The 14414-nt window shown below is 71.2% G+C and carries 12 protein-coding genes and 1 pseudogene; 1 reads left to right on the top strand and 12 read right to left on the bottom strand.

The window, feature by feature from the left end; genetic code table 11:
- Positions 1-27 precede the first annotated feature (27 nt).
- From mreD to tig, 12 genes are all read right to left on the bottom strand, one after another.
- The gene (gene mreD / locus Gocc_RS07215; RefSeq protein WP_114795881.1) at positions 28-549 is read right to left on the bottom strand and encodes a rod shape-determining protein MreD; all 522 of its coding nucleotides are present in this window, start codon (positions 547-549) and stop codon (positions 28-30) included.
- A complete protein-coding gene (gene mreC, locus Gocc_RS07210) occupies positions 546-1376 on the bottom strand; it encodes a rod shape-determining protein MreC (protein ID WP_181813452.1) in 831 nt (276 codons plus the stop codon). The genes mreD and mreC overlap by 4 nt, the downstream gene beginning before the upstream one ends.
- Before the next feature lie 194 nt (positions 1377-1570).
- Positions 1571-2623, bottom strand: coding sequence for a rod shape-determining protein (locus Gocc_RS07205; protein WP_114795879.1), 1053 nt, complete (start codon positions 2621-2623; stop codon positions 1571-1573).
- Between the two features lie 16 nt (positions 2624-2639).
- On the bottom strand, positions 2640-3209 hold the full coding sequence (locus Gocc_RS07200; RefSeq protein WP_114795878.1) for a Maf family protein: 570 nt from the start codon (positions 3207-3209) through the stop codon (positions 2640-2642).
- 237 nt (positions 3210-3446) lie between these two features.
- The gene (gene ndk, locus Gocc_RS07195) at positions 3447-3863 is read right to left on the bottom strand and encodes a nucleoside-diphosphate kinase (protein ID WP_114795877.1); all 417 of its coding nucleotides are present in this window, start codon (positions 3861-3863) and stop codon (positions 3447-3449) included.
- 205 nt (positions 3864-4068) lie between these two features.
- Positions 4069-4578, bottom strand: coding sequence for a zinc ribbon domain-containing protein (locus tag Gocc_RS07190; RefSeq protein ID WP_114795876.1), 510 nt, complete (start codon positions 4576-4578; stop codon positions 4069-4071).
- Between the two features lie 9 nt (positions 4579-4587).
- Positions 4588-4710 (bottom strand): hypothetical protein, encoded by a 123-nt coding sequence (locus Gocc_RS16895; protein ID WP_281268429.1) that lies wholly within the window; start codon positions 4708-4710, stop codon positions 4588-4590.
- Positions 4707-5759, bottom strand: a complete 1053-nt coding sequence (locus Gocc_RS07185; RefSeq protein ID WP_114795875.1) for a bifunctional folylpolyglutamate synthase/dihydrofolate synthase — start codon at positions 5757-5759, stop codon at positions 4707-4709. The genes Gocc_RS16895 and Gocc_RS07185 overlap by 4 nt, the downstream gene beginning before the upstream one ends.
- A gap of 138 nt (positions 5760-5897) precedes the next feature.
- Positions 5898-8348 (bottom strand): valine--tRNA ligase, encoded by a 2451-nt coding sequence (locus tag Gocc_RS07180; protein WP_114795874.1) that lies wholly within the window; start codon positions 8346-8348, stop codon positions 5898-5900.
- Positions 8349-8520: 172 nt separating this feature from the next.
- Positions 8521-9801, bottom strand: coding sequence for an ATP-dependent Clp protease ATP-binding subunit ClpX (gene clpX / locus Gocc_RS07175; protein ID WP_114795873.1), 1281 nt, complete (start codon positions 9799-9801; stop codon positions 8521-8523).
- A 168-nt stretch (positions 9802-9969) separates the two neighbouring features.
- Positions 9970-10545, bottom strand: a complete 576-nt coding sequence (gene clpP, locus Gocc_RS07170) for an ATP-dependent Clp endopeptidase proteolytic subunit ClpP (RefSeq protein ID WP_114796177.1) — start codon at positions 10543-10545, stop codon at positions 9970-9972.
- Between the two features lie 5 nt (positions 10546-10550).
- Positions 10551-11903: a trigger factor gene (gene tig, locus Gocc_RS07165; RefSeq protein WP_181813451.1), complete on the bottom strand. Its 1353-nt coding sequence runs from the start codon at positions 11901-11903 to the stop codon at positions 10551-10553.
- Between the two features lie 88 nt (positions 11904-11991).
- Between tig and Gocc_RS17075 the strand changes: the two are divergent.
- Positions 11992-14379: pseudogene (locus tag Gocc_RS17075) on the top strand (PAS domain S-box protein); the annotation flags it as partial.
- Positions 14380-14414: the final 35 nt, after the last annotated feature.

Raw genomic sequence — 14414 nt, 5'->3', positions numbered from 1 at the left:
TGTGGATCGACCTCGGCGACGGCCGCGCTAGACAAGGATCTCGACCCCCCGCACACGGTCGTCGCGCCGTCTCTCGCCGACGAGCCGCCGCACGAGGCGGTGGATCGGATAGGCGAGCAGCAGGTTGAGGGCAAGACCGGGCAGGACGGGCGCCAGCGTCTGCGCCGCCGCCGCCGCGTCGCCGAGCATGTAGTGGAGCGTCGTGCCGCCGACCCCCACGAGCACGGTGATCGCCGCGACCGCCAGGGGTGGCGCGTAGCGGCGGCCGCGGCCGGTCGTCTCGCCGTAGCGGCCGGCCCAGTAGCCGGCGAGCGTGAGCAGGAGCGCCGTCTCCCCGAGCGTGCCGAGCGTCGCCGCGTCGACGAGCAGGCCCGCGACGAATCCTGCCGCGGCGCCGGCGATCGACCCGCGCAGGAGCGCCACCGAGACGAGCACGACGAGCAGCGCGTCGGGCGTGCCGCCGAGCACGTGGAGCGCCGAGAACGCCGAGACCTGCAGCATCGCCACGACGAACACGACGGGCGCGATCCTGGTGGCGGCGACGCTCACGGCCCGGCGGCGTCCTTGCGCACGAGCACGAGCACGGCGTCGATGGCGTCGAAGTTGGCGAACGGCTCCACCTGCACCTGTTTCCACAGGTCCGTGTCCGCCTGCCCGACGCTCGTCACGCGCCCGATCGGGATGCCCTTCGGATAGAGCGAAGCGAGCTTGCTGGAGCGCCAGCCGGCGGTCACGATCGTGTCCCCGACGCCGACTTCGAGCTTCTTCGGCACGCGGTCGAAGACGAGCGCCGACGCGGAGGCGCGACCGTGTCGGACGATGCCTGCGGCGCCGGTCTTGACGTCGAGAGCCGAGACGGCCAGCTGCTCGTCGGTGAGCAGCGTGACGCGCGACGAGCGCGAGTAGACGCGGGTGACGCGCCCGAGGAACCCGTCGGCGCTGACGACCGGGGCGTCGAGGGTGACGCCGTCGCTGGAGCCGACCGCGACGACGACGTCCTGGGTGAAGCCGCCGCTCGGACGGGCGATGACGGCCGCGGCAAGCCCCCGGTAGTCGGCGGGGAAGCGCGGCCCGTCGCGGAAGTCGAGCAGCGCCTTGAGCTTCGCGCTCTCGTTGGCGGCGAACTGGTTCTGGATCACCTGCTGGCGCAGGGCCTCGTTCTCGGCGCGCAGCCTCCTGGCGTCGGAGCGCGCCGTGAGCAGGGAGTCGAACCAGCCGTAGGCGTCGCGGAACGGCTGCGCGACGCGCTCGCCGGCGACGGTGAAGGGGCGCAGCACGATGGCGGCCGCGCTCTGGGCGGAGGCGACGGGGCCGTCGCCCGACTGCCGGAACGACAGGGTGATGAGAACGAGCGCGAGCACGACGAGCCCGCCCACGACAAGCCGCCGCCGCAGCGCGGTGGACGTTCGTGAGGGGGTCTGGCCTGTGGCGGGACGCCGGACGCTGACGCCCAGCACCGCCGTTCGTGCGGTGCGGTTACGAGGCACTGGGGCGGAAGTGTACCGGCCGCCGCCGCCGGACGAGCGCGTCGAGCCGTTCTCTGCGGCGGCTCAACAGCCGCGTGACCGCACTAGCGGCGCTGGCCGTTGCGGCGGGCGCGCGAGCGGTTCGAGCGGTGGATCGCCTCGAACTCCTCGAGGCTGCGGCCGGAGCCGACGGCGACACACGTGAGCGGGCTCTCGGCGAGGTGCACGGGCATATGGGTCTCGTGGCGGAGCCGCTCGTCGAGACCCTGCAGGAGGGCGCCGCCGCCGGCGAGCACGATGCCGCGGTCCATGATGTCGGCGGACAGCTCGGGGGGCGTCTTGTCGAGCGTGGACTTGATCGCGTCGATGATCTGCGAGACGGGCTCGTCGAGGGCGCGCCGTACCTCCTCGGAGGAGATGATCACGGTCTTCGGCAGGCCCGTGAGCATGTCGCGTCCGCGCACCTCGGCCTGCACCTCCTCGCTGAGGCGGTGGGCGGAGCCGACTTCGAGCTTGATCTCCTCGGCGGTCTGCTGGCCCACGAGGAGCTTGTACTCCTTCTTGATGTGGTTGACGATCGCCTCGTCCATCTCGTCGCCGCCGACGCGGAGCGACTGGGAGACGACGATACCGCCGAGCGAGATCACCGCGACCTCGGTCGTGCCGCCGCCGATGTCGACGATCATGTTCCCGGTCGGCTCGGCGACGGGGAGGCCGGCGCCGATCGCCGCCGCCATCGGCTCCTCGATGAGATATGCCTGGCGCGCGCCGGCGGAGAGCGTTGCCTCCTCGACGGCGCGCTTCTCGACGCCGGTGACGCCGGACGGGACGCAGACGACGACGCGGGGGTGCGCGAAGCGGTGCTGGTGCACCTTCTGGATGAAATGCCGCAGCATCTGCTCGGTGACGTCGAAGTCGGCGATGACGCCGTCCTTGAGCGGCCGGATCGCCGAGATCGTGCCGGGCGTGCGGCCGAGCATGCGCTTGGCCTCGACGCCGACGGCATGGACGTCGCCGGTGCGCTGGTCGATCGCGACGACGGACGGCTCGGAGAGGACGATGCCGCGTCCGCGCACGTAGACGAGCGTGTTCGCGGTTCCGAGGTCGACGGCCATGTCACGGCCGCCGAAGCCGGTGAGGGCATTGAACCAGCTCATGAAGAGCGGAGTCTAGCTACCGATTTTGCAGCAGGTTCGGGGCGTGTCGTTCGAGCTCCGCGACGAGGAGGGCGCCCGGCAGCCCGACGACGTTGAGGTAGTCGCCGGCGATACGCTCGACGAGCCTCCCGCCGAGGCCCTGGATCGCGTAGGCGCCGGCCCGCCCTTCCCACTCGCCCGAGCGCAGGTACGCCTCGAGCTCGAGCGCGAGACGTGGGCGGAAGGAGACGTCGGTGACCGCGTGCTCGACGACCTCGAAGCCTGGGCCGAGGAGGCAGAGGCCGGAGAGGACGGCGTGCGTACGGCCTGCGAGCTCCGTGAGCATCGCCCGGGCGTCCGCGATGTCCGTGGGCTTGCCGTAGAGGCGCCCGTCGAGGTGGACGGTCGTATCCACCCCGAGCGTGACGGCGCCGTCGACGTGCATCGACCGCGCCTTCCCCTCGGCGTGCGCGCGGACGAGCGCGACCGGGTCTGCGTCGGGAGGGTCGTGCTCCTCGTAGGCGGGAGCGACGACCCGGAACGGGATGCGAAGCTGCTCCAGGATCGCGCGCCGCTGCGGCGACGTCGAGGCGAGAACGAGGGTCATCGGCGCTTCTCTGCCACCCAGACCTCCTCGCTCGGCCACCTGCGCGCCCACTCGGCCGTCACGAAGTCGGAGAACGGGTGGTCGCCTGCGCCCACGCTTCGCGGTTACGGCGCGCGTCGTCGGAGATCTCCGTCACGCCGAGGATCGTAGACGGCTCGCTCGGGCCATGGCCGCCGGAGCCGTGGATCACGCCCAGGAGCCGGCGTCCGAGCCGTCCCCAGGGCGTGATCGTCGCGGTCAGACGAGGCCGTCGGGGAAGAACAGGCCGAGCTCGCGCTTGGCGCTCGCCTTCGAGTCGGAGCCGTGCACGATGTTCTCCGACAGCTCGGTGGCAAGGTCGCCCCGGATCGTGCCCGGTGCGGAGTCGGCCGGGTTGGTGGCGCCCATCATGGTGCGGACGCCGGCGATCGCGTTCTCGCCGCGGACGGCGAGGGCGAGCACGGGGCCGGAGGTGATGAACGAGACGAGGTCGCCGAAGAACGGCTTGCCCTTGTGCTCGGCGTAGTGCTGCTGCGCGAGCGCGCGGGAGACCTTGAGCAGACGGGCGCCGCGCAGCTCGTAGCCGCGACGCTCGAAGCGGGAGACGATCTCGCCGCAGAGCGCGCGGCGGACGCCGTCCGGCTTGACGAGGACCAGTGTGGTTTCGATAGCCATGGCGTGCGCAAGGGTAGTCGCAAACGGCCTCCGTGCCGCGCGCACCCGCGCGCGAGCCATCCCGGCGTGGCGCGCGGAGGCGCGCTCGCGCGACGCGGACGTGCCTCCCGCGCATGATCCCGGGACGCCTGCAAGCGGCCACCCGCGAGAGCGGAGCGGAGCTCGGAGCGCCGGCGAGATGCCACGGCCGGCCAAGCGGCTCCGCCTACCGGCTCCTCCGGCGCGGCCGCAACGGCTGCAGCGCGTCCCCGCCGGTGATCGCGGCGGGCGGGACGGGGGTGGCACAGTACGGGCACGCCTGCCAGATCGGCTCCAGGGGCGCGCCGCACTCGGCACACGCATGCTTGAGGCGCGTGGTGCAGACGGGGCAGACGAGGTAAGACGAATCGACGCGACCACGGCAGACGGGGCAGCAGAGGTCGCTCTCCGCGAGCCGGGCCTCGATCGCGCGCATCTCGAGCTCGCGCTCGCGGCGCTCGTCGATCGTCTCCGGCGGGCGGAAGAAGAGGTAGACGACCGGGCCGACGAACGGCGGCACGAGGCCGAGCAGCCCGGCGGTCGCGACCAGCCACGGGTCATCGACGCGGCGCCGGGCGTCGGCGAGCACCCAGTAGGCGGTCGCGAGCCAGAAGACGACGACGAGGAAGAGCGAGAGGTTGCGGGCAACCGCCCACGTGCTGGCGTCGACGAGGCTGTCGGTGGCGGCGATCGGCACGGGTGATCCCTAGAGCAGGAGCTTGCCGAGGATATACCCGGCGGCGAAGGCGACCCCGACGACGCCGGCGACGACGACGAGAGCGAACGTGACGACGGTGACGCGCTCGCGCAGGCGCGACCGACGTCTCATCGGGGCTCGGCCGCCTCGAGGTCGGCGAGCAGGTAGAGCGAGCCGGTCACCAGCACCGGCTCGCCGAGCGCGTGCGCCCGCGCCACGGCGGCAACCGGGTCGTCGATCGCCTCGATCGTGTCGAACCGTCCTCGCGCTCGCGCCGCGAGCTCGGCGGCCGTGAGCGCACGGGCGTTCGACGATCCCGTGGCCACGAGCGTCCTCCCCAGCGCCGCGAGCCCTTCGAGCATCGCGTCGACGTCCTTGTCGCGGAGGATCGAGGCGACGAGCACGTGCTCGGCACCCTCGAGCTGAGCGCGCAGCCAGGCGACGCCGTCGGGGTTGTGGGCGCCGTCCCGGATCTCCGCCCCGCGCCGCTCCAGCCTGCCGGGCAGCACGATCGCCGGCGCAGGGCCGAGCGGGTGTCCGGCGAAAGCCTCGGCCGCCTCGCGGGCGCCGCCGATGACGGTGACGCCGGCGGGGACGAGCGGGGCGAACGTGTCGTCCGGCAGCACCACTATCGTGTTGTCATCATGAGCAACGGCGAGCTTCTCCCGCGCGATGGCTTCCACGGTGTCGCCCAGCACGTCCGTATGGTCGAGGCCGACGTTCGTGAGCAGCACGACACGCGAGCGCAGTACGTTGGTGGCGTCGTGGCGGCCTCCGAGCCCGGCCTCGACGACCGCCACGTCGACGCGCGCGGCGGCGAAGGCCGCCAGCGCGGCCGCGGTGATCGTCTCGAACTGCGTGGCCTCGTGGCGCTCGGCGGCGGGACGCACGTGCCGGAGCGCGGCCTCGAGGTCGGCCGCGTGGCCGCCGATGCGGATCCGCTCGCTCCACGAGCGGACGTGCGGCGAGATCGTCGCCCCCACGACGAGCCCGTCGGCGAGCAGCAGCTGCTCCACCGTCACGGTCGCCGTCGACTTGCCGTTCGTCCCGACCACGTGCACCGCCTCGAAGGCGTGCTGCGGGTCGCCGAGGTCGGCCAGCAGAGCGCGCATGCGCGCGAGCCCGAAGCCGTCGGCCGGCCATGGGCTGAGCGACGCGAGCCAGGAAAGCGCGGACTCCATCGCGACCCTCCGCCCGCCTCAGCCCGCGAGCCCGAGCGACCCGCCGGCCGCCGCGGCGGCGATCGCCTCCCGACGGGCGGCGATGTCGTGCGGCGGCACGTCGAACAGCGGCGCCGGGGTCGCGCGGGTCATATCCGCTCAGCTCTCCACGCCGCCGAGGGCCCCGAGCTCACGCCGGTAGCGGGCGAGCTTCTCCTGTTCGGCCGCAACGACGTCGGCCGGGGCATTGCGGACGAAGCGGTCGTTCGCGAGCATCGAGGAGGCGCGCGCGATCTCCTTGCGCAGGCGCTCGATCTCGGCGCTCGCGTCGCCCGCCGCGTTCTGCCGCTCCGGCTTCACGACGGCGGCGAAGATGCGCCGCTCGTCGTCGGAGCCGAGCTCGATCTGGACGCCGCTGCGCCGGAACATGACGGCCGCCTCCTGAACGTGCTCGAGCGCGACCGCGTCGGCCGCGAAGCGCGCGTCCGGCTCGAGCCAGGGCGAGACGATCAGCCGCGCGCGGCGATCGGGCAGGTGCGACCAGATCTCCTCGGTGACGTGTGGGAGCACGGGATGGAGCAGTGTGAGCAACCGCTCGAGAGCGGCCTGCGCGGTCGCGATCGCGTCGACGTCGCGGTCGTAGAGGCGCGGCTTCACCGCCTCGGCGTACCAGTCGCAGAAGTCGTCGAACGTGAGGTGGTAGAGGACGTTGGTCGCCGTCGCGAAGTCGAACCGGCCCCACGCCTCCTCGACCTCGGCGCGGGCGGCGTCGATGCGCGCCAGGATCCATCGCTCTTCGAGCGCCCGTGCGTGGAGCGCCGGCGTCACGCCGTCGGCGTTCTGCAAGATCAGCCGGGCGACGTTCCACAGCTTGTTCGCCAGCTTCCGCCCTTCCTCGATGGCGCCGATCGAGAAGCGCACGTCCTGGGTCGACGAGATCTTGAGCAGGCCGTAGCGGGTGGCGTCGGCACCGTGCGCGTCGATCGTCTCGATCGGGTCGATGCCGGTGCCGAGGCTCTTCGACATGCGGCGCCCGTCGGGAGCGAGCACGGTCGAGTGGATGATCACGTCGGTGAACGGCACGTCGCCCATCACCTCGAGACCCGTCCAGATCATGCGGTTCTCCCACAGCCGGATGATCTCGCGGGCGGTCGAGCTCACGTTCCCCGGGTAGTAGGCGGCCAGCTCGGGCGTCTCGTCGGGCCAGCCGAGCGTCGCGAACGGCCACAGCGCGGACGAGAACCACGTGTCGAGCACGTCGGGGTCGCGCGTCAACGGCACTCCTTCGCCCGCCTGCTGCTGCGCCTCCTCTTCCGTTCTCGCGCAGATGGGCTCGCCGTCGGGCCGGTACCACACCGGCAGCTGGTGCCCCCACCAGAGCTGGCGCGACAGGCACCAGTCGGGTGCCTGCTCGAGCGACTGGATCGCGAACCGGTGCTGCGACTCGGGGTGGTAGCGGACGCGTCGCTCGCGGAGCGCCTCGATCGCGGGCCGCGCAGGCTCGTCCATCCGGCACCACCACTGCAGCGAGATCAGCGGCTCGATGCGCGAACGGCAGCGCTCGCACGTGCCGACCGCGTGCCGGTAATGCTCGCGCTTGACGAGCCAGCCGCGCTCCTTGATCCACGCGACGATCGCCGCGTCCGCGTCGGCCTGCGTGAGCCCGGCGAGGTCACCGGCGGCGTCGCTCATGCGCCCGTCCGGGCCGATCACGGCAGGCTCGGGGAGGCCGTGGTCGCGGCCGATGTCGAAGTCCATCGGATCGTGCCCCGGCGTGATCTTCACCGCGCCGGAGCCGAACGCGGGATCGACGCGCGCGTCGGCGATGACGGGCACGCGGCGCTCGACGTAGGGCACGACGACGTCGCGCCCGACGGCGTCGCGATAGCGCTCGTCGTCCGGGTGCACCGCGACGGCGACGTCGCCGAGGATGGTGGCGGGACGCACCGTCGCGACGACGATGCCCTCGCCGTCGGCACCGGAGCCGGCCCCGTCCGCGAAGGGGTAGCGGACGAAGGTGAGGGTGTCGTCCATCTCCTCGTGCTGCACCTCCAGATCGGAGATGGCCGTCTGATGGAACGGACACCAGTTGACGATCCGGTTCGCGCGGTAGATCCAGCCCCGCTCCCACAGCCGCACGAAGAACGCCACGACCGCCCGCGAGTACCCCTCGTCGAGCGTGAAGCGCTCGCGCTCGTAGTCGAGCGAGGCGCCGAGGCGCCGGTACTGGTCCATGATCGTGCGCCCGGTCTGCTCGAGCCACTGCCACGTGCGCGCGACGAACGCCTCGCGCCCGAGGTCGTGGCGGGTGAGCCCCTCGTTCGCGAGCTGCTTCTCGACGACGTTCTGCGTGGAGATGCCCGCGTGGTCGTAGCCGGGCTGCCAGAGCGTCCGGTATCCCTGCATCCGGTGCCAGCGCACGAGCACGTCCTGGATCGAGCCGTTGAGCGCGTGCCCCAGGTGGAGGTCGCCCGTGACGTTCGGCGGCGGCACGCAGATGACGTAGCTCTCGTCCCGCCGCGCGCCGGCGCCTGCCCGGAACAATCCCTCCCGCTCCCAGGTCTCCTGCCAGCGCCTCTCCGCGGCAGCGGGCTCGTACAGCTTCTCCATGGCGGCCAAGTGTACGGCGACGCCACGCCACGGATCGGGCGAAGTCGAGCACGCCGGCGACGACGCCCAGCATGCGTCACGCGTGCCGGGTCCACAGCCGGCCTCGGTCGCGCCGACGACGAGGGCAGCCCGAAGCCGCTGCCCGCGCTCCGTGGCTCGCGCTCCCCTCCCGTCAGGCGGAGCTGCCGGCCGCCGCGTCGAGCTCGTCGAGCTCTGACGCGCCGCTCGTGACGAGCGTCGGCTTGAGCCCCTTCGAGATCGTCTCCTTCGTGATGACGCACTTGGAGACGTCCCTGCGCGAGGGAAGCTCGAACATGACGTCGAGCAGCGCCGCCTCGATGATCGACCGCAGACCGCGGGCGCCGGTCTCGCGCTCGAGCGCCCTCTCGGCGATCTCCCACAGCGCGTCGTCGGTGAACACGAGCTCGATCGAGTCGTATCCGAAGAAGCGCTGGTACTGGCGGGTGAGCGCGTTCTTCGGCTCGGTGAGGATCTGCACGAGGTCGTCGCGGCGCAGCTGATGCACCGCCGACACGACCGGGAGGCGGCCGATGAATTCGGGGATCAGGCCGAAGTTGACGAGATCCTCGGGCATCACCGCGGAGAGCAGCTCGGCGCCCTCGTCGGAGTGCTTCGAGCGCACGTTGGCACCGAAGCCGACGGCGTTCTTGCCGATGCGCCGCTCGATGATGCGGTCGAGGCCCGCGAACGCGCCGCCGCAGATGAAGAGGATGTTGGTCGTGTCGATCGAGAGGAATTCCTGGTGCGGGTGCTTGCGCCCGCCCTGCGGCGGCACGGACGCCACCGTGCCCTCGAGGATCTTCAGGAGCGCCTGCTGAACGCCCTCGCCGGAGACGTCGCGCGTGATCGACGGGTTGTCCGCCTTGCGCGCGATCTTGTCGACCTCGTCGATGTAGATGATCCCCGTCTCGGCCTTCTTGATGTCGAAGTCCGCCGCCTGGATCAGCTTGAGCAGGATGTTCTCGACATCCTCGCCGACATAGCCTGCCTCGGTGAGCGCCGTCGCGTCGGCGATCGCGAACGGGACGTTGATGATCCGCGCGAGCGTCTGGGCGAGCAGCGTCTTGCCGCAACCGGTCGGGCCGAGCAGCAGGATGTTCGACTTCTGCAGCTCGACGTCGCTCTCCTCGGCCTGCCCCATGCGGACGCGTTTGTAGTGGTTGTAGACCGCGACCGACAGCGTCCGCTTGGCCTCCTCCTGGGACACGACATAGTCGTTGAGGACGGTGTAGATGTCCTTCGGCCGCGGCAGGTTGTCGAGGTCGAGCGATGTCGGGGCGGTGAGCTCCTCGTCGATGATCTCGTTGCAGAGATCGATGCACTCGTCGCAGATGTAGACGCCGGGGCCGGCGATCAGCTTCTTGACCTGCCGCTGGCTCTTGCCGCAGAAGCTGCACAGCAGCTGCTCGTTCCCGTCGCTTGCCCGTGCCACTAGACCGTCACCCTGCCGGCGCTCGCCGCGCTGCCGGTCGCCTGCGCGGGCGTATGCGGCGACGCCGCCCGATCACGTCCCCGCGCACGAGAGAGGCCCAGCTGTGTGAGGTCGTGGCCCACTTCGTCTCCTTTTACTCCGAAATCGCCTGCCTGGCTACGGCAGAGTTCAGCGGTGCACGATCACACGGTCGATGAGGCCGTACTCCCTGGCCTCCTCGGAGGTCATGAAGTAGTCGCGATCCATGTCCTGGCGTACCTTCTCGATGTCCTGGCCCGTGTGGTGGGCCATGATCTCCTCGAGCTTCCGCTTCAGCGCGATCGTCTCCTTGGCATGGATCTCGATGTCGGACGCCTGCCCCTGGTAGCCGCCCCAGACCTGGTGGATCAGGATCTTCGAGTTCGGCAGCGCCATCCGCTTCCCTGCCGCGCCGCCGGCGAGCAGGAGCGCGCCCATGCTCATGGCGATGCCGACGCAGATCGTCGACACGTCCGGCTTGATGAACTGCATCGTGTCGTAGATCGCCAGGCCCGCGTAGACCGAGCCGCCCGGCGAGTTGATGTACAGGGAGATGTCCTTGTCCGGATCCTCCGACTCGAGATGGAGCAACTGCGCCACGATCAGGTTCGCGATCTGGTCGTCGACCTGTGTGCCGAGAAAGATGATCCGCTCGTTGAGCAGACGGGAGTAGATGTCGAACGACCGCTCGCCGCGCGAGGTCTGCTCGATCACCATGGGGATCAACGGGCTCATTCGGGCTCCTTGCTGCCTGGGGTCCACAACTTCTTCTCGGTCTCCTTGTTCTCCTTGTCCGGCGTCCACAGCTTCTCGCGGGCCTCCGCCTGCTCCACCGAGATCGGCTTCACGTCGGCGGCGAGGCGGTCGAGCGCGGCCTTCAGGCGCAGATCCTCACGCAGCGTCTCGTGGTGCCCGTGCGACCAGATGTCGGCGATCACCTCGTCCGGGTCGTCGCCCGACGCCTCCGCCTGCTCGCGGATCAGCGCCTTGACGTCGTCGTCGCTGACCTCGATCGCGGCCTTCTCGGCGACCGCCTCGAGCGCGAGCTCGCGTGCCACCGACTGCGCGGCCTCGGCGCGCATCTGGGCAACGAGCACCTCGGGCTGCTGCCCCGTCGCCTCGAAGTACTGCTCGGGCGTGATGCCACGGCGTCCGAGCGAGCGCACGAAGCCGTCGAGCAGCTCGCGCGCCCGCGTCTCGACGAGCGGGCCCGCCGCCTGCACCTTCGAGGCGCGCACGAGCGTGTCGACCGCGGCGGCGCGGTAGGCCGCCTCGATCTCCTCGTCCAGCGCGACGCGGATCCGGCCCTCGATGTCGGCGCGCAACTCGGCAAGCGTGTCGAACTCGCTGGCGGCGCGGGCGAGCTCGTCGTCGATCTCGGGCAGCACCTTCTCGTTCACGTGCTTCACCGTCACCGTCACGGTGGCGCTCGAGCCCTCGGCCAGCTCGTATGCGATCTCCTTGCTGTCGCCGGCGCTCGCGCCCACGAGCTCCCGTTCGATCTCCTCGACGAGCCGGCCCGAGCCGAGCTCGACGACCGTGTCCGACTGGGCCTCTCCCGACGGGCTCACGAGGTCGACGACGAGCGCGTCGCCTTCACGGGCGGGACGATCGTCCGCCGGCACGAGCTCCGCGACGGTCTGGCGCAAGGCCTCGAGCTCCTGGTCGACGAGCTCCTGCGGCACCTTCGCTTCGGCGCGCGGCACCTCGAGGGTCGTCCAGTCGACGATCTCCGGGATCGGCTGCACCTCCACGGTCGCGCTGAACGACCATGGCTCGCTCTCGCTGGCGGGCAGCTCGAAGTCGAACTCGGGCGGCGCCACGGGGCGCAGGCGCGTCCGGGCCGCCGCGTTCCAGAACCAGCCGCTGATGTGCGAGTCGACCGCCTCGGCCCAGATGCGGTCTTTGCCGATCTTCGCCACCAGCACGGGCATCGGCACCTTGCCCTTGCGGAAGCCGGGGATCCTGACGCTCTCGGCGAGGTCGTTGCTGGCGTGCTCGACGGCATGCTCGAGCTCGTGCGGCGACACGTTCACCGTCAGGCGGACGCGATTCTCCCCGAGCTCCTCCACCTGGGCGGTCACGGGGGCATTCAAGCAGACAGGGTGCGCCCTCCCGCCGGGCTGCCGCCTGCCGCTTGCCCGCGCGCGACCCTACCCCCACAATGGGCTCGTGCACGAGCGGGCCCACCGTGAGGAGGACCGTGTGCTCGTTCGCCACGCGCGCCTCCTGCTCGCAGCAGCCGAATCGGCCGAGCTGCTCGTGAGAGGACGCGACTGGCGCGCGTCGGTCGACGGGGTGCTGGCTCTCGTCGGCGAGGCCGCCGGCAGCAGCCGGGCCTACGTGTTCGAGCGCGCGGGCGAGCTCCTCTACCAGCGAGCCGAGTGGACGGCGGAGGGCATCGAGCCGCTCATCGACGCCGACCACCTGCAGGGATTCCTCCCTTTCGACAGCTGGAGCGCGGCGTTCGCGCAAGGCTCCGAGATCCGGGCTGTCACCGCCGAGCTCCCATCCGTCGAGCGCGAGCTGCTCCAGCGCGACGGGATCCGCTCGATCCTCGTCGTACCCGTGCCGCTCGAGCAGACATGGTGGGGATACATCGGCTTCGACGACTGCGTCGGCGAGCGCCGCTGGGAGGATGCCGAGGTGCGAACGCTCCGAGGCATCGCGTCCACGCTCGGCGCCGTGATCGAGCGAGGGCGCGCCGAGGCGGTCGTGCACGAGGCCACGCAGCGCTACCGGGCCCTCGTCGACGACCTCGACGCGGTCGTCTGGGAAGCCGAGGACGAGCGGGTCACGTTCGTCAGCCGCCGGGTCGAGGACGTCTTCGGGTACTCGGTGGAGGAGTGGCTCGCCGCAGGACGGACGTGGGAGCGGGCGCTCCATCCCGACGACAGGGAGGCGGCGCTTGCCGCGAGCGCCCGCGCGCTCGCCGAAGGCGGCTTCCACCGCATCGCGTACCGTCTCGTCACGCGCGGGGGACGCGTGCTGTGGCTCGAGGACATCCTCAACGTGGAGATCGACCCCGACGGCGGTCCGACGCGCACGAGGGGCATCACCGTCGACGTCACCGCTGCGCGCGAGGCGGAGCAACAGCTGCGCCAGGCCGAGGAGCGCAGCCGCGCCATCTTCACCGGCAGCCCCATCCCCACCTGGGTCTACGACAGGGAGACGCTCGCGTTCCTGACCGTCAACGAGGCTGCCGTTGCCACCTACGGGTACACGCAGGAGGAGTTCGCGTCGATGACGATCGCCGACATCCGTCCGGCGGAGGACGTGCCGGTGTTGCGGAAGCTCGTCGACGATCTCGACGACGGTCGTACGCGCCGCCACACGTGGCGTCACCTGCGCAAGGACGGGACGCTCATCGACGTCGACATCTTCTCGAGCGAGATCCCGTTCGACGGCCGCCGCGCGCGGATGGTGGTGGCCTACGACGTGACCGAGCAGCTTCGCCTGGAGGCACAGCTGCGCCAGGCGCAGAAGATGGAGGCGCTCGGCAGACTCGCCGGCGGGATCGCCCACGACTTCAACAACGTCGTCACCGTGATCGGAGGACATGCCGACCTCGCGCTGCGGCAGCTCGACGGGCACCCGGCGCTCACCGAGGTCGAGGCGATCCGCTTTGCCGCCGACCGCGCAGCCGCCCTCACCCGTGGGCTCCTCGCCTTCAGCCGCCGGCAGGTGCTGCAGCGAACGCGGCTCGATCTGAACGCGGTCGTGCGCGAGATGGAGCCCCTCCTGCGGCGCACCCTCGGCGACGACGTCGTCGTCGAGACCGTCCTGGAGGCGGCGCTCTGGCCCGTCATCGCCGACCGGACGCAGGTCGAGCAGGTGATCATGAATCTCGCCGTGAACGCGCGCGACGCGATGCCCGACGGCGGCCGCCTGTGGCTCCGCACGGACAACATGACGGTCGCCGCGAGCGCTCCCGGTGCCGTGGACGAGGACTACGCGTACCTGACGGTGACCGACAACGGCACCGGCATGAGCGAGGACGTTCGCGCGCGGGCATTCGAGCCCTTCTTCACGACAAGGGGCCCGGGCGAGGGAACGGGGCTCGGGCTCTCGACCGTGTACGGCATCGCGGAGCAGAGCGGCGGCCACGTCGAGATCGAGTCCCGGCTTGGAAGCGGCACCACCGTCCGGGTGGCGTTCCCCCACGCGGGCGGCGGCACGGAGGAGAAGGAGAGCCCCACCCGGCCGCCTGCGGGCGCGGCGGTGGGCGGCACGGAGACAGTGCTCCTCGTCGAGGACGACGCCCTCGTGCGCACGCTGGCACGGAAGGTGCTGGAGCGTGCCGGCTACACGGTCGTCGACGCGTACTGCGCAGAGGCGGCGCTCGCCGCCGCCGAACACGCCGGGCCGATCGACGTGCTCGTGACCGATGTCGTCATGCCCGGCCTTGCCGGCCCGGAGCTTGCCGAGCTCTTGTGGAAGGAGCGGCCGGGGCTGCCGGTGCTGTTCATGTCCGGCTACACCGACCACCCGCGCCTGACGACGCTCTCGGGCGAGGGCGCGCGCTTCCTCCAGAAGCCGTTCCCTCCCGACGAGCTCGTGGCGGCCGTGCGCGCGCTGCTCGACGCCGCAGCGGC

The organism is Gaiella occulta, from assembly GCF_003351045.1.
Classification (GTDB): Bacteria; Actinomycetota; Thermoleophilia; order Gaiellales; family Gaiellaceae; genus Gaiella; species Gaiella occulta.
Note: the sequence above shows the minus strand (reverse complement) of the source record. Positions and strands in the feature narration are given on the sequence as shown.

Excerpts from the sequence above, each read along its gene's own strand:
- ndk (WP_114795877.1), bottom strand. The coding sequence starts at position 3,863 with ATGGCTATCGAAACCACACTGGTCCTCGTCAAGCCGGACGGCGTCCGC.
- Gocc_RS16895 (WP_281268429.1), bottom strand. The coding sequence starts at position 4,710 with ATGAGACGTCGGTCGCGCCTGCGCGAGCGCGTCACCGTCGTCACGTTC.
- Gocc_RS07200 (WP_114795878.1), bottom strand. The coding sequence starts at position 3,209 with ATGACCCTCGTTCTCGCCTCGACGTCGCCGCAGCGGCGCGCGATCCTG.
- Gocc_RS07180 (WP_114795874.1), bottom strand. The coding sequence starts at position 8,348 with ATGGAGAAGCTGTACGAGCCCGCTGCCGCGGAGAGGCGCTGGCAGGAG.
- Gocc_RS07205 (WP_114795879.1), bottom strand. The coding sequence starts at position 2,623 with ATGAGCTGGTTCAATGCCCTCACCGGCTTCGGCGGCCGTGACATGGCC.
- Gocc_RS07185 (WP_114795875.1), bottom strand. The coding sequence starts at position 5,759 with ATGGAGTCCGCGCTTTCCTGGCTCGCGTCGCTCAGCCCATGGCCGGCC.